Source organism: Mesorhizobium sp. B2-8-1 (genome assembly GCF_006440955.1).
Taxonomy (GTDB): Bacteria; Pseudomonadota; Alphaproteobacteria; order Rhizobiales; family Rhizobiaceae; genus Mesorhizobium.
Window position 1 is genome coordinate 17,032 of record NZ_VFTX01000009.1, and the last position, 21,896, is coordinate 38,927.

General features: G+C 60.8%; 19 protein-coding genes. 10 read left to right on the forward strand and 9 right to left on the reverse strand.

The window, feature by feature from the left end:
* Window positions 1–11: 11 nt before the first annotated feature.
* From FJ428_RS21625 to FJ428_RS21635, 3 genes are read right to left on the reverse strand one after another with little or no spacing between them, the layout of a single operon-like run.
* Window positions 12–2,999, reverse strand: coding sequence for an FAD-binding and (Fe-S)-binding domain-containing protein (locus FJ428_RS21625; RefSeq protein WP_140880095.1), 2,988 nt, complete (start codon window positions 2,997–2,999; stop codon window positions 12–14).
* Entirely contained in the window at window positions 2,996–4,114 is a 1,119-nt protein-coding gene (locus tag FJ428_RS21630; protein ID WP_140880096.1) for an enolase C-terminal domain-like protein, read from the reverse strand. The genes FJ428_RS21625 and FJ428_RS21630 overlap by 4 nt, the downstream gene beginning before the upstream one ends.
* A gap of 9 nt (window positions 4,115–4,123) precedes the next feature.
* Entirely contained in the window at window positions 4,124–5,881 is a 1,758-nt protein-coding gene (locus tag FJ428_RS21635; RefSeq protein WP_140825389.1) for a thiamine pyrophosphate-dependent enzyme, read from the reverse strand.
* Window positions 5,882–6,417: 536 nt separating this feature from the next.
* Here FJ428_RS21635 and FJ428_RS21640 point away from each other — a divergent pair.
* Window positions 6,418–7,455, forward strand: coding sequence for an SDR family oxidoreductase (locus tag FJ428_RS21640; protein ID WP_140880097.1), 1,038 nt, complete (start codon window positions 6,418–6,420; stop codon window positions 7,453–7,455).
* A gap of 339 nt (window positions 7,456–7,794) precedes the next feature.
* On the opposite strand, the gene FJ428_RS21645 is transcribed toward FJ428_RS21640, so the two are convergent.
* The 5 genes from FJ428_RS21645 to FJ428_RS21665 are packed head-to-tail and all read right to left on the reverse strand — an operon-like array spanning window position 7,795 to window position 12,303.
* On the reverse strand, window positions 7,795–8,520 hold the full coding sequence (locus FJ428_RS21645) for an ABC transporter ATP-binding protein (protein ID WP_181167369.1): 726 nt from the start codon (window positions 8,518–8,520) through the stop codon (window positions 7,795–7,797).
* 2 nt (window positions 8,521–8,522) lie between these two features.
* On the reverse strand, window positions 8,523–9,254 hold the full coding sequence (locus FJ428_RS21650; protein ID WP_140880098.1) for an ABC transporter ATP-binding protein: 732 nt from the start codon (window positions 9,252–9,254) through the stop codon (window positions 8,523–8,525).
* On the reverse strand, window positions 9,251–10,198 hold the full coding sequence (locus tag FJ428_RS21655) for a branched-chain amino acid ABC transporter permease (RefSeq protein ID WP_140880099.1): 948 nt from the start codon (window positions 10,196–10,198) through the stop codon (window positions 9,251–9,253). The genes FJ428_RS21650 and FJ428_RS21655 overlap by 4 nt, the downstream gene beginning before the upstream one ends.
* The gene (locus FJ428_RS21660; RefSeq protein ID WP_140880100.1) at window positions 10,195–11,058 is read right to left on the reverse strand and encodes a branched-chain amino acid ABC transporter permease; all 864 of its coding nucleotides are present in this window, start codon (window positions 11,056–11,058) and stop codon (window positions 10,195–10,197) included. Before FJ428_RS21660 ends, FJ428_RS21655 begins: the two co-directional genes overlap by 4 nt.
* Before the next feature lie 33 nt (window positions 11,059–11,091).
* Window positions 11,092–12,303 carry an amino acid ABC transporter substrate-binding protein gene (locus tag FJ428_RS21665; protein WP_181167370.1) on the reverse strand — a complete coding sequence of 404 codons (1,212 nt, stop codon included), beginning with the start codon at window positions 12,301–12,303 and terminating at the stop codon, window positions 11,092–11,094.
* 1,272 nt (window positions 12,304–13,575) lie between these two features.
* On the opposite strand from FJ428_RS21665, the gene repA reads away from it, so the two are divergent.
* From repA to FJ428_RS21705, 7 genes are all read left to right on the forward strand, one after another.
* The gene (gene repA, locus FJ428_RS21670; protein WP_140825382.1) at window positions 13,576–14,778 is read left to right on the forward strand and encodes a plasmid partitioning protein RepA; all 1,203 of its coding nucleotides are present in this window, start codon (window positions 13,576–13,578) and stop codon (window positions 14,776–14,778) included.
* 77 nt (window positions 14,779–14,855) lie between these two features.
* A complete protein-coding gene (gene repB, locus FJ428_RS21675; RefSeq protein ID WP_140880101.1) occupies window positions 14,856–15,821 on the forward strand; it encodes a plasmid partitioning protein RepB in 966 nt (321 codons plus the stop codon).
* A 155-nt stretch (window positions 15,822–15,976) separates the two neighbouring features.
* Window positions 15,977–17,182 carry a plasmid replication protein RepC gene (gene repC / locus FJ428_RS21680; RefSeq protein ID WP_140880102.1) on the forward strand — a complete coding sequence of 402 codons (1,206 nt, stop codon included), beginning with the start codon at window positions 15,977–15,979 and terminating at the stop codon, window positions 17,180–17,182.
* A 138-nt stretch (window positions 17,183–17,320) separates the two neighbouring features.
* Entirely contained in the window at window positions 17,321–17,752 is a 432-nt protein-coding gene (locus FJ428_RS21685) for a DUF2384 domain-containing protein (protein ID WP_140880103.1), read from the forward strand.
* Complete coding sequence (locus FJ428_RS21690; RefSeq protein ID WP_140880104.1) at window positions 17,749–18,231, forward strand: RES family NAD+ phosphorylase; 483 nt, start codon at window positions 17,749–17,751, stop codon at window positions 18,229–18,231. Before FJ428_RS21685 ends, FJ428_RS21690 begins: the two co-directional genes overlap by 4 nt.
* Window positions 18,232–18,614: 383 nt before the next feature.
* Window positions 18,615–19,004, forward strand: a complete 390-nt coding sequence (locus FJ428_RS21700; protein ID WP_140880105.1) for an antitoxin Xre/MbcA/ParS toxin-binding domain-containing protein — start codon at window positions 18,615–18,617, stop codon at window positions 19,002–19,004.
* Entirely contained in the window at window positions 19,001–19,519 is a 519-nt protein-coding gene (locus tag FJ428_RS21705) for an RES family NAD+ phosphorylase (RefSeq protein ID WP_140880106.1), read from the forward strand. Before FJ428_RS21700 ends, FJ428_RS21705 begins: the two co-directional genes overlap by 4 nt.
* 45 nt (window positions 19,520–19,564) lie before the next feature.
* Here the strand turns inward: FJ428_RS21705 and FJ428_RS21710 are convergent, their stop codons facing one another.
* The gene (locus FJ428_RS21710) at window positions 19,565–20,692 is read right to left on the reverse strand and encodes a site-specific integrase (RefSeq protein ID WP_140880107.1); all 1,128 of its coding nucleotides are present in this window, start codon (window positions 20,690–20,692) and stop codon (window positions 19,565–19,567) included.
* Window positions 20,693–20,908: 216 nt separating this feature from the next.
* Between FJ428_RS21710 and FJ428_RS21715 the strand changes: the two genes are divergently transcribed.
* Both FJ428_RS21715 and FJ428_RS21720 read left to right on the forward strand, forming a co-directional pair.
* Window positions 20,909–21,205 (forward strand): hypothetical protein, encoded by a 297-nt coding sequence (locus FJ428_RS21715; protein ID WP_140880108.1) that lies wholly within the window; start codon window positions 20,909–20,911, stop codon window positions 21,203–21,205.
* Window positions 21,195–21,788, forward strand: coding sequence for a type II toxin-antitoxin system VapC family toxin (locus tag FJ428_RS21720; RefSeq protein ID WP_140880109.1), 594 nt, complete (start codon window positions 21,195–21,197; stop codon window positions 21,786–21,788). Before FJ428_RS21715 ends, FJ428_RS21720 begins: the two co-directional genes overlap by 11 nt.
* The last annotated feature ends 108 nt before the right edge of the window (window positions 21,789–21,896 follow it).

The window sequence follows — 21,896 nt, forward strand, 5'->3', positions numbered from 1 at the left end:
TGCTTGAACGGCTAGCGTACGGTCCGCTTGCCCGCGCCGTTGGCAAGCACTTCCGCGACGTGCAGGGTTTTTCGGCCGGTCCCCTGCTCGATCTGCTCGCGGCAGCTGAAGCCGTTTGCGAGGATCATGACGTCGGCAGGTGCGGCTCGCACGGTTGGCAAGAGCACGCGTTCTGCGGCTGCCATCGAGACTTCGTATTTACCTGCCTCGAAGCCGAACGATCCGGCCATTCCGCAACACCCTGACTTCATCACCTCGTGAGCGAGGCCGATCTTCTTGAGAACGCGTATTTCGGCGTCTGGCTTGATGATTGCGTGATGATGGCAGTGGATCTGTACCAGAGCCTGGCCATCTACCCGGAGATCCTTCAGGGTTTCGAGGTTCCGATCCAGGAACTCAGTCAGCAAAAATGTCTGGGCGCCGAGCCGTCTGGCGCGGTCGTCGGCAGGAAACAGTCCCAAAAGTTCGTCTCGGAACGCGCTGACGCATGCCGGCTCCAGGCCGATGAGCGGCGTTCCGGAAGCGATTTCCCGCTCCAGGCTCGTCATCACCTCCAGCCAGAGTGCCTTCGCCTGGTCCAGCATGCCCCAATCGTAAAGGGGCCGGCCACAGCACAGATGCCGGTGTGGGATTACGACGTCGAAGCCGAGCGACTCCAGAAGCTCGGTTGCCGCGATCGCGGTCGCCGGACGGAAGTAGTTGTTGAAAGTGTCGGGCCACAGCATCACACGCGGGCCTTTGCCCCTCACTCTCGTGCGACGGCGAAACCATTCGCTGAAGCTATGTCGAGCATATGCGGGGATTGAGCGCTCCGGCGCTATGCCGCCCACCCATTTCGCGGCCGTCGAGATGCCGGGCGCATGAGTAAGCGCGTTGGCGAGCCATGGCGCATACTGCGCGAGTTTCGACCAACGCTCGATCAGGCCCATCGAATAGGCGGCGCGGGGTCTAAGGCGGCCCCTGTAGTGGTGCGCCCTGAACTCAGCCTTGTAGGTCGCCATGTCGGTGTTGACCGGGCAGTCGCTTTTGCAGCCCTTGCAGCCAAGGCAGAGATCGAGCGCCTGCTCGACCGCGCGGCTCTTCCAGCCATCTGTGATCGGCCCCTCCCGCATCATCTCGAACAGCAGGCGGGCACGCCCACGGGTCGAATATTGTTCCTCCCGTGTGGCCATGTAGCTCGGGCACATGACGCTCTTGTCGCTGTCGGTCCTGCGGCAGGACCCGACACCGACGCAGCGGCGCGTCGCTGAAAGAAAGCTGCCGCCGTCCTCGGGATAGGCGAAATAGGCATCGACTTCCTCGGGTTGGAATTCCGGTCCCGAACGCAGGTTTGAGGTGATCGGGTAGGGATCGACGACCTTGCCGGGATTCATCATGCCCGCGGGATCCCAAATCGCCTTGAACTCGCGGAAGGCCTGAATCATTTCGGGGCCGTACATCTTCTCCAGCAATTCGGCCCTGGCCTGGCCGTCGCCGTGTTCGCCCGAGAGCGTGCCGCCGTAGCGAACCACAAGATCGGCGGCATCACGCATGAAGGCGTTGAAGTTGACGAGGCCTTTTTCGGTTCTTAGATCGAAGTCGATGCGGCAATGGATCAGCCCGTCGCCGAAATGGCCGTAGACCGATGCCTCGTAGCCATGACGATGAAACAGGGCCTTGAGGTCGCGCAGATATCGGCCCAGGTTGTCGCGGTGGACGGCGCTGTCCTCCCATCCCGGCCCTCCCTCAGGCCAGTCCGGCACGTGCGCTGTGACCCCCAGCGCTGCCTCGCGCAGTTCCCAAATCTTGGCCTGCCGCCGTTTGTCGGCCACGAGTTCGACTGGATTTCCCTTCCGCTCGAAGGCATCGAGCAGTCTGCGCGCCGCGGCCTCGGCCTCATCGCGGGTATCAGCGCCGAACTCAGCAATCAGCCAGCCCTTGCCTTCCGGCACCAACTCGGCATCCTCACGATGGACACCTTTGCGCACCACGAATTCGACGAGCATGTCGTCCATGCCTTCGCACGCGATTGGATTGAACGGCAGCACTTGGGGGACCGCATCGGCAGCCTCGAACACGTCCTTGAAACCAATGACGGCGAGCACGCGCTCGGGCGGACTGGCGATCAGCTCGAGCGTTGCTTCGAGAATGGTGACGCAAGTCGATTCGGTCCCGACCAGCGCGCGCGCCACATTGAAACCGTTTTCAGCAAACAGCTGATCGAGATTTTCGTAACCCGATACGCGGCGCGGGATCTTAGGATAGCGCTCTCGGATGAGGCCCTCATAGCGATGGCGAAAGTCGTCCAATTGAAGATAGATCTCGCCCGCCCGGCCGCCCGCCGCAAGAATACGCCTGAACTCGGCGTCGTCGGTGCGGCCGACCTTCAATCTCATTCCGTCATATGTCAGGATTTCAAGCGCCTCGACATTATCCGAGGTGCGCCCCGACATGATCGAATGCACACCGCAGGAATTGTTGCCAAGCATGCCGCCGAGCGTGTTGTGGTCATGTGTGGCGGGATCCGGCCCGAAGGTCAGATGGTGTTGCTCGGCGGCGCTTCTGAGCGTGTCGAGCACGCAGCCTGGCTCTACGCGCGCCAGCCGCCGCTCCGGATCGAGCGCAACGATGCGGTTCAAATACTTTGAAAAATCGATGAGCACCGCGACGTTGCAGCCTTGTCCCGCAAGGCTCGTTCCACCGCCGCGCATGACCATCGGCGCTCCGGACTTGCGGCAAATCGCCATGGCCGCCACGACGTCGTCCACCGAACGGGGAATGACGACGCCAATGGGCACCTGCCGGTAGTTCGATGCGTCCGTCGCATAGAGCGCGCAGCTGCCATCATCGAACCGGACCTCGCCCTCGATGCCGCTACGCAGTGCTGCTGCAAGCTCTTTGGTCGATCCGCCGGTCGGCACGAAAGCGCTTCTGATCCGTCCGTTGCCGCCGCGTTCAATGCGCCGCACAGGGCGCCGGATGCCCGCCCGCGCATGGTCTACTTCGATGACATGGCTCATGGGCTCTCTCCCGCCGGTCGGAGCAAGAAGCGTTCCGCATCAGCGGACTTGAAGACAAGACCGTGCCCCGGCCGGGTCAGATCCGCCCGGATGACGCCGCCGGACGGGACGGGAGCACCATCGAACAGCATATGTTCGATGCGGACATGGTCGTGGAACCATTCGAGATGGCGCAAACGCGGGACGGCGCAGGCGGCATGTAGGTGAAGTGCGGGCGCACAGTGGCATGATAAGGGCAACGCGTAGGCGTCGCAGAGAGCGGCCGCGCGCATGAAGCCGGTGAAGCCACAGCAGCGCGTGACATCCGCCTGAAGCACATCGACGGCGCCGGCCTCGATCATACGGCGGAAATAAAAGGGCTCGTAGCCATATTCGCCGGCGGCGATGTCTATTCCCGGCGGTGCGCGGTCGCGCAGCAGACGCAGTCCCTCCAGATCGTCGCTCGAGACAGGCTCCTCGAACCAGCTGATCCCGAACGTCGGAAATCGCTCGGCGAACCATAAGGCCTGTTTGCGCGAAAAGGCGCCGTTGGCGTCTACGAAGAGCTCAGCGTCACCGATCGCCTGCCTCGCGACACGGATTCGACTAAGATCGTCCGCCGGATGCGTGCCGATCTTCATCTTGACGAAACGGCAGCCGTCCTGCTCCACCCAGGCCGCGAGCTGGTCGCGCACACGCTCGTCGGAGTAGGAGGTGAAACCACCACTGCCATAGATGGGCACCTCCAGGCGCTCGCATCCGAACAGGCTCGCAAGCGGCAGATCGAGAATGCGAGCTTTCAAATCCCAAAGTGCGGTATCAACTGCCGAGATCGCGGTGGCGCATAGCCCCCGCCAGCCGATATTGCGCACTGCGCGGACCATTTCGGCCCAGTGCTTTGGAATAGAGAAAGCATCTTTGCCGACAACGAGGGGGGCCAGCACGTCGATCACGATCGCCGGCACGGATGCCGCAGAATAGGTGTAGCCCAGGCCGCTTTGTCCGGCGGCGCTTGCGGTCACAACGACCACCGTGGTGCTGTCCCAGGAAATCGTCCCGTCTGCCTCTGGCGCGTCTGTCGGGATGCAGAAGGCCTGCGCCGTGACTTGGTTGACAATTGGACCGCTCGCTACCACGGGCTCGCCTCAAACGATTTCGCGAACCACATTGGAGGCGATTGTCAGCGCGATCTTGCCCCGCGCCGGCGTTCCGCGTGCCAGCGACTCGGCCAGGTGACCGACCTGCTTCAATGTCGCCTTTGGCGGCATTGGCGGCTCGTGCGGATCGACCACCGCCTCCACCAGCGTCGGGCCGGCATTCGACAAAGCTGTCTCCAACACCTCGCCGCATCGGGCAGGATCATCGACGCTGAATGCCTGGAGGCCGAAGCCGCGAGCAACGGCCGCAAAATCGATTGGCTGTAGCTCGCAGGCATATTCCGGGTTGCCCAGGAACACCATCTGTTCCCATTTGATCTGTCCCAGCACATTGTTCTTGATGACCACGATCTTTACGTTCAGATTGTACTTCACGCACGTTGCCAATTCGCCGATCAGCATGGTGAGCCCGCCATCCCCGACAAAGGCGATGATTTGCCGGTCGGGGTATGCGATCGCGGCCGCAATTGCATAGGGCAGGCCGCAGGCCATTGTTGCGAGGTTGCCCGAGCAGGAAAACATCATGTCGCCGCGCATCGCTAGGTGGCGGGCAATCCAGGTGGTGATCGTGCCAGAGTCCGTCGCCACGATCGCATCATCATGGACAAGCTTGTTCAACTCGTGCGCCACCACTTCCGGTTTCATGGGCTTGTCGTCACGCGTGCCGCGCTCCAGCATGACATCGTTCCAGTCCTTCACGCCTGCCTGGGCTTCTTCCAGAAACGAGCGGTCCTCGCGGAATTTCAGCAGCGGCAGTAGCGCTTTGAGCGTTGTCTTGACATCGCCGACCAGTCCGGCCTCAACCGGGTAGCGCAGACCCACGCGCTTGGGATCGATCTCGATCTGAACCGCCTTGGCCTTCCCCGGTTCGGGATAAAATTCGATATAAGGGAAGCTCGACCCGCAAATCAGGAGCCGGTCGCAACTCTCCAGCGCTTCTTGTGAAGGCTTGGTGCCGAGCAGACCGATGCCGCCGGTACAAAAGGGGCTGTCGTCGGGAATGACGCCCTTTCCGAGCAAAGGCTTGATGACCGGGGCACCGAGCAATTTGGCCGCATCGAGAATCTCGGAGCGTGCGCCAAGCGCGCCACGGCCGGCCAAGATTGCAGGTCTCTTTCCGGAATTCAGGATATCGGCGGCGCGCGCAAGTTGGTCTTCGCTCGCCATCTGAGCCGAGTGCGCCATCAAGTCCGAGACATGTTCAGGAACGTTGCGTTCTGAGCGACGTGCCGATTTTAGCGGTTGCGATTGCATGTCGGCCGGGATCGTCACATGTGCCACGCCCCGATATGCAAGTGCAGTGCGGCAGGCCAGTTCAACAACATTTTCGACATGAGCGGGACCCATCACGCGGGTGTTATAGACGCACACATCCATGAACAGCTTGTCGAGCTCGACATCCTGTTGGGTGAAAGTATGCAAAAGGTCGTGGAACTGCAGGCCGGTGATGGCAAGCACGGGCTGTCCGTCGAGCTTGGCGTCATAGAGGCCGTTGAGAAGGTGGATCCCGCCCGGTCCGGAAGTCGCAAGGCAAACACCCAGCCGTCCTGTCCACTTGGCGTAGGCGCAGGCAGCGAAAGCTGCGGCTTCTTCGTGGCGGACCTGGATGAAGCGCACCTTGTCCTGATGCGTCCTCAGCGCTTCAACGATGCCGTTGATGCCGTCACCGGGCAGGCCGAAAACTGTGTCCACGCCCCAGGCGATAAGGGTTTCGACCAGTACGTCGGCTGCGGTGAGAGAAGCCATGAGATTACCTCGCGAGACACGACACCCGATTCAACTGTGAATGACATTCCAACGACCGTGTCCCGCGTGTGTTCCAGCCAGATTTGGCGGTGTCCCGGGTGCTGCGCGTCGGGAGCTCTTGAGTGAATGTCTCGCGGGTAGTCAATTAAGAGGCAACCTCACCAGATCGTCGGCCCTAGCTCCGGGGATCCATTAAAAAGAAACCGTCGTCGTAGAGAAGAATAAGCCTCTCACTGGTCAGATTCTATTCGAGGCACTAGAGAAATCGACTTAAAAGCACTGCGACAAGAGACGCTGTGTTGCGCTGACAGTGAATGAGATCATGGTCTAGATTGGAGAACTGCGACCTCTACAAAGGGCATTTGCAACAAGCGTCGTCCGCGACACACGGAGTCGTGATCGGCGCCTGGTCGTGGGTACTCGGCCCTGATAGTGCGCGGGTTTCTGTTGCCAATGGCGGTGGATGCGAGTGGCAGGGAACTACCGAAAGGTCCAGCCGTTGATCGCGGACCCTGATAGCCTTTGGCTGGACCCCAATGTCCCTGCAAGATGGCGATGCGAGAAAAACTGTGGTCGTGACGGGAGCGTCGGCTGGCGTTGGCCGCGCCACGGCGGTCGCCTTTGCGCGCCGTGGCTACGATGTCGGGCTGATCGCGCGCGGCCGGGACGGCCTGGATGGCGCGCGCCGGGAGGTTGAGGCAACCGGCCAACGCGCCTTGGTCCTGCCGCTCGACATTGCCGATGCGACCGCCGTGTTCAGCGCAGCTGAAAGGATCGCAAGCGAGTGGGGCCACATCGACGTATGGGTTAACGACGCGATGGCGACCGTCTTCGCGCCTTTCGCCGAAATCGAGCCCGAGGAGTTTCGTCGCGTCACCGAAGTAACGTATCTCGGTCAAGTCTTCGGGACCATGGCCGCGTTGAAGCACATGCGCCAGCGAGGTACCGGGACGATCGTGCAGATCGGGTCCGCGTTGAGCTACCGAGCCATTCCGTTGCAGTCTGCCTATTGCGGCGCAAAGTTCGCTATCCGAGGATTTACCGACGCGCTTCGAAGCGAACTCCTGCACGAAAACAGCCGCATCAAGATAACCATGGTGCAGTTGCCGGCGGTCAATACGCCTCAATTCGACTGGGCGCGCAGCCGTTTGCCGAAGCGTTTGCAACCGCTCCCGCCAATCTATCAGCCGGAAGCCGTTGCCGATGAGATCGTGCAAGCTGCACTAAAACCTCCGCGCGAGCTATGGATTGGTCTTTCGGCCCTGAAAGCCATTGTTGGAACCATCTTGCTACCGCGGGTCGGGGACCGGATTCTAGCAAGGCAGGGCTACGCTGGGCAGATGACTGCGCAGCCGGCGCGAACCGCCCGCCCGGACAATTTGTTCGAACCAGTAGCGGGCGATCATGGCACCAGAGGGCGCTTCGGCAGGCAAGCCAGGAACAGGGTGTTGACGATCGATCCAGTCCGGCTAAGGGCGGGGATCGCGGTCACGTTGCTGGGCATTGTCGTCGGCGCCGCGATTTCCGGCCGTTTCCCACTTAAGCTCCAACGAACCCGCTTGCGTCGCGACTGAATTGAAAGGCCCGTTGCAAACACGCTCGCAGTTCTCTCCACCTTCGATCGTGCGCCCCGCCCTCCCCCGCCTGCCTAGGCAAGGTGCCCGTTTACGCGCCCTTCCGCTCGTCATCGGGTCGAAATGCGGTCATACAAAGCACTGTCGATGCATCCCCGATCTTGTCCGCATACAAAGCTTGGAGGCCATCTCGAGGCGCTTTGCATTGCCTCTGACACCGCGTCGCGCGTTTCTATTGGCGCCTGGGCGCGGGAGGTGTGGCACCGATCGGGGCCATGCGCGCCTGCTGGGCTTGTGCCTACCAGCGACTGGCCCCCGCGGAATTGGAAGCGGGCGCACTCAGAGGCCGAGATAGGCACGGCGGACCTCGGGATCATCGACCAGATCCTTGGCGGCTCCCTGGTGGACAATCCGGCCGCCTTCCATGACGTAGCCGCGGTCGGCCGCCGAAAGCGCCAGATGCACGTCTTGTTCGACCAGGAGGATCGTCACTCCTTCTTCACGGATGGTCGCCAGCACGCCCATCAACTGCTCGACCACCACCGGAGCGAGCCCCAGGCTCATCTCATCGATCATCAAAAGGGTCGGCGCGGCCATCAGCCCTCGCGCCAGCGCGCACATTTGCTGCTCGCCACCCGACATCGAACCGGCAAGCTGCCGCTTGCGCTCCCCAAGCCGGGCAAACAATCCGTAAATGCGATCGAGGTCTCGCGCGATGGCCGCCTTGTCGTGGCGCTGATAGGCACCCATAAGCAGATTGTCCTCGACGGACATGCGGTCGAACAGCTGCCGGCCTTCTGGAACTTGCACCAACCCCGACCCGAACGCCTGGTCTGACGTCATCGGCACGAGGTCGTGACCGGCGAACTCGATCGCACCGGTGCAGCCGATCACACGCGATAGCGCGCGAAGCAGCGTCGTCTTGCCGGCGCCGTTGCCGCCGACAAGCGCTACGATCTCTGCCTTGTGCACTTCAAGAGAGAGGTCGTGCAGAACCGGCATGGCGCCATACCCCGCGCCAAGACCCGAAACCTTGAGCAAGGCGCCAGGCGTTCCCGCTCGCATGTTCATGCACGCCTCCTGCCAAGATAGGCCTCGATCACCATTGCGTCGGAAAGCACGGTGTCTGGCGCACCATCGGCGACCTTCACACCGTGATGCAGAACGAGCAGTCGATCTGACAGGCTTTTGATCGCCTTGATGACGTGCTCGATAACAATGATCGCTATGCCCTCGCGGCGCACCTTGCGGATGACGTCGATCACTTCGTCAATTTCGACATGGTTCAGGCCCGCCATGACCTCGTCGCACAACAGCAATTTGGGTTCCATGGCGAGTGCCTTGGCAAGTTCCAACCGCTTTCTGGCCGGTCCGCCAAGCTCGTCCGCGCGCTGGTCAATAAAGCGCCCAAGCCCGACGAAATCGAGATGAGCACGCGCCTTTTCGCGCGCGCGCACGAGATCGGCTTCGCCGCCGCGTCCAAACAAGGCGCCGACGGCGACATTGTCCAGAACCGACAGGCCAGGGAAAGGGCGCATGATCTGGAAGGTACGACCGATGCCGAGACGCGCGCGCCGAAATGCCGGCAGTTTGGTGATGGATTTTTCCTGAAAGACGATGTCGCCGGAAGTCGGCGCCAGCGTGCCGCTGATCAAGCTGACCAGCGTCGTCTTGCCGGCGCCGTTGGGGCCAATGACACCAAGAATTTCGCTTTCATCAAGAACGAAGGAAACATCGTTGACGGCGACCAGACCGGCAAAGCGGCGGGTAACATGCTTAACGTCCAGGACCGAGCTCATATGCGGTGCGCCCGGATATTCTCGACGAAATAATGCCATCCCGACTTGCGGAAGCGGCGTGCTATATCGGCCAGGCCCCGCGGCATCAGCACCACGGCGGCAACTACCACGACGCCGAAGAATAGGCCGGCCACGCTGGTTGCCTCACTCGACAGGAATTCAGAGACGGCCGAAAGCGTCAAAGCCCCGACGACGGGCCCCAGCACTGTGCCTGGACCGCCGAACACGGCCATGATGATCATCTTGACGTTCAGGCTGATATCGAACGCACTTTCCGGGTCGAGGAAGGTGATCCAATAGGCGTGGATGCCGCCTGCGAGCGCGCTGAAGACGCCGCAGAGGGCGAAAGCGAGCACCTTGTAGAGCGTTGTATTGACGCCCATCACCGCGGCCGCCTCCTCGTTTTCACGGATGGCGATCAGCCCGAAACCGAAACGGCTGCGCGTCAGCCACAAAACGCTTAGCGTCGCCAGCACCAGCAGTCCCAGCGCAAGTTCATAGAAAAGCGGATCATTGTTAAGCGGCGGCAGCACGAGGCCGATATTCTGGCCGGCCAATTCGACGTTGGAGACAATGGCAATCATGACCTGCGCCAGGGCCAGGGTGGCAATCGCGAAATAATGCCCCTTGAGTCGCAACACCGGCAGGCCAAGTAGAAAGGCGAATGCGACTGCCATCGCCACGCCGAAAACCAGCCCGGCCACGAAAGGAAGTTCCCACTGGACCATCGCAATGGCGACACCATAGCTGCCAAGGCCATAGAACACGGAATTGCCGAACGAGGCATAGCCGGCATACCCGCCGATGATGTTCCAGCCTTGGGCGAGAACGGCCAGCAGAAGGGCATTGATGCCGAACTGGACGAGCACGTCCGAGCCGAACCAAGGCAGCGCGGCGAGCACGGCTACTCCCGCCACCGCCGCGATGATGCGCGACCGTATCATGCGGTCCTACCTAGCAGCCCGCTCGGCCGCACGACCAACACCGCGACCAGGACGCCGAAGCTCGCCACGTCGGCAAAGGTCGCGCCGACGTAAAGCACGGCTAGCGATTCGATGATGCCAAGGAAGAGACCCCCGACGAGCACGCCGAATGGATTGTCCAGCCCCCCGATGATGGCGATGGCGAAACATTTGGCGGTCAGCGTCGCGCCAATGTAGGGATTTATCTGCGACACCGTGCCGTAGAGGCCACCCGCAGCACCAGCCAGTCCGATTCCGATACCGAACGTGACCGCATAGAGATGACGCGGCTCGACACCATAGAGCCGCGCCGCCATCAAATTCTGCGCAGTCGCCCGGATGGCGCGGCCAAGCCTGGTTCGCAAGAGGAAAACCCACATTGCTAGTGTCAGGAGGATAGCGACACCGAACGCCATTAGCCTTGCCTGCGGCAGTACAATGGGACCGATCGCGATGCTGTTGCCGGCGTAGGGAGGGTTGATGGTGCGGAAGTCGGCTGAAAAGGCCAATTGTGCCAGATAGGTCAGAACCACCTCCAACCCGAAGGTGATCAGCAAGGTGTTGAACATCGGCGCCCGTACCACGAGGTTGAGCAGTCCGCGTTGCACGACATAGCCGAAGGCAAACATGATCAAGGCAGTAAGAGGGAGTCCGAGAAACGGGTCGATCCCGAAATATGTGTAGAGGTGCCATGATAGGTAGGCGCCCAGCATGATGAACGCGCCATGCGCCAGGTTGACGATGTTGAGCACGCCCCAGACGAGGGCGAGCCCAAGCGCCATGACGGCGTACAGCCCGCCCAGCAAGCTGCCATTGATTAAGATTTGCGCAAGCAGATCCACGCCGCTGCCCTCGCCTTTCAAACCCTTTGGCGATCAGCGTTTGTCCCAGGCCGGCATCGGGTATTTCGGCTTGGTGATGAATCCGCTTGCGCCGTAGATTGCCGCGACCGCTCCGCCCTGGACCTGGATTACGGTTTGCGGCAGGTCGATCTGGCCGTTATCGGCGAACGCGATCTTGCCGTAGAGGCTGTCCAGGTTGAGCTTGGCGATCGCGTCTCGAACCTTGGCCGGATCGGTGCCGCCCGCATCCTCGATCGCCTGGGCTAATGCTTCGACGTCGGCTGCCCCGGAGGCGGCGTGGTAGTCGGGATCATAATTATATTTCGCCTTGTATTCCTTGGCGAAACTGGCCGCATCGCCGAACCATTTGTCCTTGAGCTCGGCCGACGGCAGCCACGCGGTCATTCCAAATGCATATTCAGCGTCGGCACCGAGCGCCTTGCGGAAATCCTCGCTCGGCACACCAACAGTGAAGGAATAGAGTTTTGGCGCCACGGCAAGGCTTTTTGCCTGACGAACGAAATTGAGAATTTCGGTCTCGTGACCGGCGACCAGCACCGCCTCTGCGCCGTTGCTCTTGATCTGCGAGAGCAGCGAGTTGAAGTCGCTGGCGTTAGAACTGTACTTCTCGTCCATGACGACGGTGAGGCCCGAATCTTTCAACAACGATCGTGTGCCCTTGGCAACAGAAACGTCGAACGCATCGTCGGCATAGAGAAGTGCTATGGATTTCGGCGCTGGATCAAGCTCTTTCAACATCTTCACCGTTGAGCCGAAATAGTTGCTCGCCGGTGCCAAGGTCCCGAAGATGTATTTGAACTTACGCGAGAAAATCTGATCGGACGCACCGCCGCCCTGAACCATCGGTATCCGGTACTTCTCCGAAACAGCCGAATCGGCCAGGGCGAAATTCGATGCGAACGGTCCAAGCAGCAGGGCGACCTTGTCTTGCGAGACCAGCTGCGTGTACTGCCGTACGCTCAGATTCACATCCGACTGGTTGTCGTATATCTTCAGCGCCAACTTGCGCTTTTCACCGCCCACATTCACGCCGCCCGCCGCATTGATCTTGTCGATCGCGAATTGGTAGGCATCCTTGTAGTAGCGGCCGGTATTCGCCGAGGGGCCGGTCAACTGTATGGAGGCGCCCAGCACGATATCGTCCGCTGATGCCACGGCCGACGACAGCGCGAAAGCCGTCCCAGCCAGCAGCATGCCAGCCATGTAGAGAGTTCCATTGAACATCTTATAAGCTCCTCCCATCGTGTTCTGCCTTGGGCAAGCCGCCGTACGACGCGCTTCAAGCCACTGGCAAAGATCGTTGGCCAAAGCCTGAACCTGGCGCTTAATCGGTTCACGGCAAGTGCGTCGGCGCGCTATTCGCATTCGAACTTGAACTGTGCGACATGATAATGCGACCTTTTGGGGCCGCTACTGACCAGCGAGGCCTCCTCGCCGGCCCTGCATAGCGGCCGGTGAACAGGCGTCCTCGAGAAGGCCACGAGCTCGCCCTACGTCTGTCGGCGCCAAGCCCGGCAAGCGCCGCGCGGTTCTTCAGTTTTTTGGACATACAGCGCTTTCTGAAGACGTCGCGGTCATTCGCGCTGATGCTATGTGAGCGAGCCGCCCTCCGGCAAGAGCGACTCGATGAACGGTGGCAATTTGCCTTGGATCGTCTGGCGAATGAGCGGCGGGTTGTCTGGTTGGTGAGCAGGCTTTCACAGCCACTCGAAACCGTCGTGGGTCAGCTGTCCAAGCGAGGTCGCGTGCCAGGCACGAGAAACTCCAATGCGGACTTGTTGCAGGCGATATTGTCGGCGTCGGCCCGCGCCAGAAGATAGCGTTCTGCCCCCTGCCCTTCCCGATACCAGCGTTTTCGCGGGCGAGCGCCCAAACCGTCCGCGGCTGCTTGCGGCGATCCAAACTCAATGATGTATACGCACGGCCAGTTGTGCCTGCATCTGCCCGGGTATAGCACTTCCATGCCCGCCGCATGCCGGAACGCTTCGCAAGGGCAGCCGCCCTGCCCCACGAGCATCGCTGCAATGTGAGCTGCCCAATGATCTAAAGGGGGTCGATTTCCGACGGAAGCGTTTTACGACACGTCAAACTGGTTTCCCGGATCGATCGCAATTGGGTCGCGGGCGCGTCTGTGACAGGAAGTGGAAAGCAGCGCTTGGCGGATGACCCATTAGCGCTGGGCGAGTTGGAACCGCCCTACCGGCACCGGTCCGCTTTTGCCATCGTTGCCAGTTGACCTGCGCGATCTTTACCGCCGTAAAAGTTGGTCTTTGTGGCAGAGAAAACATGCAGTTAGCCGCTTACCGGCAGAGTTCTCGGGTCCAACGACAAGCAGCCACTATGCCGATGACCTCGGCATTCCGTAGTAAGGAGGCCTGCCGGTGACGTTAACCTTCTGTTAACCTAAAACTTCTTGCCGGGCTGTCCGAATCGGAGCTTAATGGCGCTTGTTGAATAGTTTCTTCGCAAAAAGCGCCAATTCAGGTTTCGACAAGAATGAACATCGCCATGCGGTTACCACGCTTCGAGTTCGATGACAAAATTCTCGAGCAGGGTGCTGAGATATCGCGACGCCTCAATCAGCTGCGCATGGAGAAATTTCCACCCAACGCGACCAAGACGCTGCGTTCATTTTCGATGGCAGAAGTCGCCCACTATCTCGGTGTATCGCAAAACAATCTGAAGCGGCTACACCTTGAGCGCAAGGGTCCTTTGCCGGAACAGATGCCGTCCGGGCGCCGCTCCTACACGGCCGCGCAGATACTCGAACTTCGCCATTTTCTGGACCAGCATGGCAGGACCGAGGTCAAGAAGTATGTCCCACACCGCAAACCCGGCGACAAGCTCCAGGTCGTTGCGGTCGTCAATTTCAAAGGTGGCAGCGGCAAGACAACGACTGCCGCCCACCTTGCCCAGCACTTGGCTCTGACAGGTCACCGGGTCCTTGCGATCGATCTCGACCCGCAGGCCTCGCTGTCCGCTCTGCATGGATTTCAACCGGAACTCGACCGCAACCTCTCGCTCTATGAGGCGATCCGTTACGATGACGAGCGCCGGCCGATCTCCGATGTGATCGTGCCGACGAATTTTCCTGGCCTGGATATCATTCCGGCCAATCTCGAGCTGCAAGAGTACGAGTATGACACGCCGCTCGCCATGCAGGACAAATCCTCCGCTGCCGGCCGGCAGTTCTTCGTCAGGATTGCAAACGCCTTGTCCGAGGTGGACGACCGCTATGACGTGGTCGTCGTCGATTGTCCTCCGCAACTTGGCTATCTCACTCTAACGGCCATGTCGGCGGCGACGTCCGTTCTGATCACCGTTCATCCCCAAATGCTCGACCTGATGTCGATGAGCCAGTTCCTTTTGATGCTCGGCGGCATCTTGAAGACCATCAAAGCCGCTGGCGCGGCGATCGAGCTCGATTGGTTCCGCTATCTGATCACGCGGTACGAACCGACAGACATTCCGCAAGCCCAGATGGTCGGCTTCATGCAGTCCATGCTTGCTGGCCAGATCCTCGAAAATCCAATGCTCAAATCGACAGCAATTTCGGATGCCGGGCTGACAAAACAGACGCTCTACGAAGTGGAGAAGTCGTCTTTTACCCGCTCTACGTATGACCGGGCCCTTGAATCGCTGGACGCGGTGAATGCGGAGATCACGACACTTATTCACCGCGCTTGGGGACGGACATGACGACCCGGTTTACGGCAGTAAATAGTGGCAATTTTTACCGTGGAATCAGACCATTAGCCGCGAATCGGAGCGATTGAATGGCACGTAAGGACGTTTTCGGAAGTGTCATGGGTCCCGGAGCGGCAGTCGCCGATGCCCAGGACGTCTCAAGCTACGCCGTTCGTGGCGCATCACGGTCGATCATACAGTCGTTCCAGGAGCTCTCGAAGGGCTCAGTCGTCGATCTCGATCCGGATTTGGTCGACACCTCATTCGTCTCGGACCGCATCGACGATGACGATGAAGCGTTTCAGGAGTTGCTGGCGGCAATTCGGGAACGAGGGCAGGATTCTCCTGTGCTGGTCAGGCCCCACCCTGAGATTTCGGGACGCTTTCAAACGGTCTTTGGCCACAGGCGCGTCAGGGTTGCCCGGCAGTTGGAAAGGCCTGTGCGCGCCGTCGTCAAGAAGATGGACGATAAGGACCATGTCATCGCCCAAGGCCAGGAGAACGCCGCCAGAGCTGATCTGTCCTTCATCGAACGGACGCTTTTTGCGGACCGCATCCTCAAGCGGGGCCATTCGCCCGATACGGTGAAATCAGCCCTTGCGCTCGACGATACGACCTTCTCGAAGATGCGATCCGTGACCAGCACCATTCCAGAACAGGTCATTTTGGCGGTAGGGGCTGCCAAAGGCGTTGGCCGAGACCGCTGGTGGCAGCTTGCGAAGCTTATGGAGCATCCTGGTGCCGCGGCGAAGGCCATGGAGTATGTGAGCCTCGCCGATTTCGCGCAGCAAGGCAGTGAGGCCCGTTTTGCTCGTCTATTCGATCTTGTGAGCGCCTTGGAAAAGCGCCCACGCGCAGCAGCGAAGCCCAAGGAGCGGGCGTGGATGCCCCAGGACAAATCCGTTCAAGCCAAGATCACCGACACGGGAAAAGCGTTCACGCTTGCTTTTAAGTCCAAGGAAGCATCGCCCTTCGGCGCATTCATTGCCGGCAAACTCGATGAGCTTTTCGAGGCATTTCGGGAGTCGGAAATGGCGAAGAAAACAGGAGACTAAGACCGCAAAAGAAAAAGGCCCCCGAACGTCACCGTCGCGGAAGCCCTTCTCACGTCTGTAGCAAGCTGAGAATCGCATTTCCCCGAATCACTGTCAAGAGTCGTGGCGTCGTTTCGGCGAGCAGATTTCTTTTGCCTGATTGAAAGGTGAGGGAAATGGAGAGTGGGTACGCGACGACGCCCTTTGGGCGGCGGCCGATGACGCTTGCGCTGGTGCAGGCGAATGCGGCATCACGGGAGATCCCGCAAGGATCTGCTGTCGAAAAATGGCAAGTCTACCGCTGGCTTTGTGAAGGTAAGTCCATCATCGGCGTGGGCGACCGCGCCCTCGCGGTGCTGAACGGGCTGTTGTCCTTCTACCCGGATGACCAGGTCAGTGAAGAAAACGGCTTGATGGTTTTCCCGTCGAACGCGCAGTTGTCGCTGCGCGCACACGGCATGGCCGAGTCCACCCTTCGGAGGAATCTGGCCGAGCTGGTGAGTTGCGGGCTGATTGTCCGCCGCGACAGTCCGAACGGCAAAAGGTTTGCTCGCAAGGGGCATGGCGGGAATATTGCGGAGGCATTTGGGTTCTCGCTGGCGCCGCTGCTGACACGGGCAGCGGAATTCCAGCGAGCGGCGGAGCAGGTCCGGTCCGACGCCCTGGCGCTCAAGTTGATGCGCGAACGGATCACGCTCCATCGACGCGATATTCAAAAGCTTATTGAGGCCGCGATCGAGGAGGGCGCCGCGGGCGATTGGGGGGCGGTCTGGAGACGGTTTAGGGCTATCGTGGAGGCAATACCGCGCAGGGCCGGCCTGTCCGATCTGGAGAGCATCGTTGTAGATCTCGCCGAGCTCCACGATGAAGTGGATAGGATGTTGGAAAGCTTTATGAATTCCACGAATCCTAGCGCCAATGAATCCCATAATGAGCGGCAGCAATCTGATTCAAACACAGACTCTACTTTTGTATTTGAACCGGCTTTCGAAAAAAGCAGGGCGGCGGCCGAGCCAGCATCTCCTCCGGCTGGGAAGCCGAAAGGCTACCCGATTGGACTGGTGCTGCGGGCTTGTCCCGAAATTGCGGACTATGCCGTCAACGGGATCGGAAACTGGCGCGATTTGATGATGACCGCCGCCCAGGTGCGGGGATACCTTGGCGTTTCGCCCTCAGCTTATGAGGAGGCCTGCCATGTGATGGGCCAAGAAGTCGCCGCTATCGTGATTGCGTGCATCCTGCAAAGGGCGCAGCACATCAATTCAGCCGGCGGGTACCTGCGTGTGCTGACCGACAAGGCAAGGGCAGGGCAGTTCTCGGTCGGACCGATGCTCATGGCAGCTCTGAAGGCCAATGGGGTAACAGCAAGAATGACCGGATGATGAGGAACACCACAGTGCTACTCGGGTGCTCGACGAAGCGACCGCTTCGGCACATGGATGTGTCGCCGGCTTCGGCAAGCTCTTGCCGGTAGCCTCATGTGAGGCTATATCTTGCTTCACGTGGTGTGGAAATCAACGATGCTGGCATTTGGAAATGTGGCCGATGTGCTCGGACTGCCGTCGAAGGAGCCGGCGGAGCGGTCGCCTTTTGGATTGATCTCGAAGATTGAGGATGGCCTTCCTTTCGGTGCGCTCGATCGTGTAGCGCGCCTGTTGGCCCCGGGCGACACGCAGTTCAAATATCGCCTGATTGCCAAGGCGACCTACGAGCGGCGAAAAACGGCTTTGCGTCTGTCTTCGGACGAAGGCACCCGGCTGGCCCGCGTGGCGCGGGTCTGGGGCTTGGCGCTCGATGTCTGGCACAGCGAAGACGACGCCCGGGATTTCCTGTTCCGACCACATCCAATGCTCGAGGACAAGAGCCCGATAGATGTCGTCATCCGAAATGAGATCGGGGCTGAATTGGTTCTCGATCTCCTGGGAAGCCTCAAGTACGGCAGCGCTGCGTGAGTGCGCAGACCCTCGATCGCACGCTGTCAGGCTTTCGCATCGGAGATCCGCGTGGCGCCCATCCGATCTTTGATGCAACGGGCTCTACGATCGCTCCCGGTCGGTGGAATACGGCTGGGAGCCCGATTATCTACACCAGTGAGCACTATTCGACCGCGCTGCTCGAAAAGCTGGTACACGGTAGCGGCCGCCTGCCGCCCAACCAGCACTCCATAGAGATCATGATACCTCGTGGCGTGAGCTACGAGGTATTCTCGCCGCCATCGTTGCCCGGCTGGGACAGCCTGCCGGCGACGGTGAGCAAAGACTTTGGCGAGAAATGGTGCTTTGAGCGGCGAAGTGTCATCCTTCTGGTGCCGAGTGTCGTCGCGCGACCAGACAACAATATCCTGATCAATCCAGCTCATCCCGATTTTTCATCGATCCGGGCCAGCCTGCACCAGCCGGTTTACTGGGATCGGCGGCTGTTTGGCGCCTGACCAAGGCAGGGGAGGCGACACGAGCAGGGCATCAGCGAGATGACGAAGGGAGGGGAGGCGTGTTTGTTACGGATGCTGGCGAGCACGGTGGCGATATGCCGGCCCTGACGGTCGAGCGGCTGACCGCGTTGCGTATAGTTCTAGGTCAGCGACGGCAGGCGGCTCGACGGTCGACAGCGACTTTGTTGTCCATTGCCGATCCCGAGGCCTGGGCGGTGATGTAGACACCGACGATTTGCGGTCTGGCGGTATAGTCGCGCACACGGTCGGCCCAATCCGCGTGCGTGCTCGGGGCGGTGGCAGCAGCCCGGGCTTGAAAGATGCCGAGAACTGCCATATTTTTGCACAAGAAATATGGCTCTGCATATGGTAGGATCAGCCCTATGGGCCAGGTACTCAAGACACTCGAGCAGAATGGACCTCTCATCTTGTCGTATATGGACCGGAACGGGAAGATTGCGATCCAGCAGGTCGCGGACGGTTTTGGCATGTCCAAGGGCCAGTTGGCCCAGACCGCTGGTCTTTCGCGCGAGACCCTTTATCGGTCAGAGCGCAGCGCTGCGGTAAAGACACAGGGGCGTCTGCGGGAAATGCTTGAGATTATCAGTCGCGTGACGGATTGGGCGGGCGGCAAGGAGCAGGCGATGGCTTGGTATCGAGCTCAGTCGCTTCCAGCATTTGGCGGACGCACTGCTGAAGCGCTGGTGAAGGACGGCAAGGCCGCTGCGGTGCGTGATTATCTCGATCACATGGCCGTTGGTGGTTTCGCTTGAGGTTCGTTGGAACCTGCTACCGCGCACACGATCCACGTTGGGCATTCAAGCCGACTTCCGGCGAAGGGGCGGCGATCAGAGGTGCGCGTTTCAATCCCAAAGGCGTGCCGGCGCTCTATTTGGCACTGACCATCATGACAGCGATCAAAGAAGCCAACCAGGGGTTCGCGCACCGGATCGATCCGTGCGTGCTGTGTTCCTATGAGATCGACTGCGATGACATCGTGGATCTGACAACGGACGAGGCACGGGAAGAATTCTCTGTCACGCTCGAGGACATGGCCTGCCCCTGGGCGACGGTGCTTAGCGACGGAGAGCGCCCGGCGTCCTGGTCCGTCTACGACAGGCTGCGGCCTCGGAGTATTGTCGGCATTGTCGTCCCAAGTTTCGCGCCGAGCGCCGAGATGGAGGACCGCAACCTGGTCCTTTGGGACTGGGGTCCGGGTCTGCCGCACAAGATAGCCGTATTCGACCCAAGCGGCCGGTTGCCGAAGGACCAGCTATCCTGGCGATAACGCACTTCTCCGCATCCGAAGGGCAGGGGAGGGGCGTGCCCGGGCCTATAGCCCGCTCGCCTTGGTGAGATTCACACGGAAGCGGTCACGCCGGCGCTGATAGCGGCGAGTCATTTCAGCCGAGGCATGGCCGAGCTGCTTTTGAACGTAGCGCTCATCAACCTCGGCCGAGGAGGCGAGGCCAGCGCGCAGCGAATGGCCGGCAAAGAGCTTTGCTCGTTCGCCTTCCGACAGGTCGCCACGTACGCCGGCCGCCAGCGCAGTGCGCTTGACTAGGCGGGCGACCTCCTGGTCGTTGAGCCGATCGGCGCCGACCGCCTTGCCCTGGCCCGTGACGCGCCGGAAGAGGGGACCGTGTGCGATACGGGCGAGCTTCAGCCACGTCTGCAGCGCGACAAGGGGGCAGGTGGCATCGGACGAGCCGCGCCCGACTTCGACCTCCCGCCAGCCGGTCTTGCCGCGAAGGGAAACGAGCATGCCCTTGTCGAGGATCTCGATCCAGCCGCGGCCGTCCTCGGTCTGGTCGCGGCCGACGTCCAAAGCCACGATCTCGGAGCGCCGCAGGCCGCCGGCGAAACCCAAGAGCAGCATGGCGCGGTCGCGCAAGCCGCGCAGCGTGCCGCGGTCGAGCGTCTCCAGCATGGCAACAAGATCGTCGCGCAGCACGGCCTCCTTCTGACGGGGCGGGGCGGCGTGCGTGTTGCGGATGCCGGCGAGCACGGCGGCGATATGACGGTCCTTCCGGTCAAGCGATTGGCCGCGCTGCGTGTAGTTCCAGGTCAGGGATGACAGGCGGCGCTCGATTGTCGCCACCGCCTTTTTGTCCCTTCCAGTGCCCGAAGCCTGCGCGGTGATATAGAGGCCGACGGTCTGCGGGTCCGGCCGCGATGGATCAAAAGACTGGCGCCGGCACCAGGCGCAAAAATGCTTCCAGTCGGCTGCGTAGGCGCGACGGGTGTTCGCCGAACTTGCTGCCTCGACATAATCGCGCGCGCGGTCGGTGAGCTTTTCGCGATGCGTAGGCGACGATGGCTGTCGCGGGTCAATGACCGGCGGGGAAGGGGAGGAGCCTTCATCCGGCCGCCCCATCTCCATGACGACGTCGACAATGTCCGGCAGGTCGTCGGCGTCGAATGCGTCGGTGGACACCATCAGATTACGGGCATTGCCCATCAAGTCTCGTCCATTTTTAATGTCGCAGCACTGCGATTCTTGGGACGCCAAGGTGCGGCCAAAGCGCGGAATTGTCCATTGCCGCGGCTTAACGGAATAGCTGCCAGATTTGCGTCGGGTCGGGTTCCTATCCGGTGATGGCCTCTCGGAGGGTGGTTCGCCTTGCTCTCATGTTCAACATTATTTATATTCCGTTCAACAACTGGAGAATCAAGGATGACCACACATGCCTCAGCGGCAGCCGCAACCGAGGAGCGTATCGCCCGCGCCCGAAACCGTCTGGTGCTTGAGCAGGCGAGGGCGGTCGGCCTGCTTGGCGCGGCCAAGAACACGCGCCTTTCCGGCAGGGTGCCGTCGGAATTGATCGAGGCGGCAAAGAAGCGCGCCCATGTGACCTCCGACACCGAACTGCTTGAGCTCGCCTTGTCGCGACTGGCCCTCGAGGATGATTTCGGCACCCGGCTCGTCGGCCGCAAGGGCCGCATCCCCGCGGATATCGATCTTGGCATTTGATCTAGGCGGCGCACTGCGTTCCCTGAAACCACAGCGGCGTACCGAAGGGCTGGAACGGCGACCAGATTCAGCACTGTCCTGGGCAGGTGACCAGCCGCCAGTCGGCGGCGTCTTGCTCCTCGACACCAGCGTCTATCTGGATGTCCTGCAGGGACGCACGCCCGAAGCGGTCGATAACCTTCTGACCTATCGGCTCTCTCACCACTCGGTCGTCTGCCTTGCCGAGCTCAGCCATGTGTTCGGCCGGCTCGATCCGGCGCACCCGACGACAAAGTCGGTCCTGAAAGCCGTTGCGGATACGATCGAGGATATTCCGGCGCACCGGCTGCATGCACCCGACGCCAACGCTTGGGGACGCGCCGGCATGCTGGCCGGCCTGTTGTTCCGGCTGAGCCATCTGCCGAAAGGGGAGGGGCATGAGCGCCGTTTCCTCAACGATGCGCTGATCTTTCACCAGGCCGGTATGCTTGGGGCGACGGTCCTGACCGGCAATGTTGGCGATTTCGATTACCTCAGCCAGCTTGTTCCGTCGGTGCGGGTGATCTTCTACCGGGCAGCGCCAGGTTTGCGCCCGCAGGCGTAAAAGCGTCAGTGGGATGCGCCAGCGCTATCGTTAGCCGTTCCAGGAAAGAGCGTCGCGCTGTGTGATGGTCCGGAGGGTCGCTGGGCGTGAATTTTGGGCTTCTGCTCG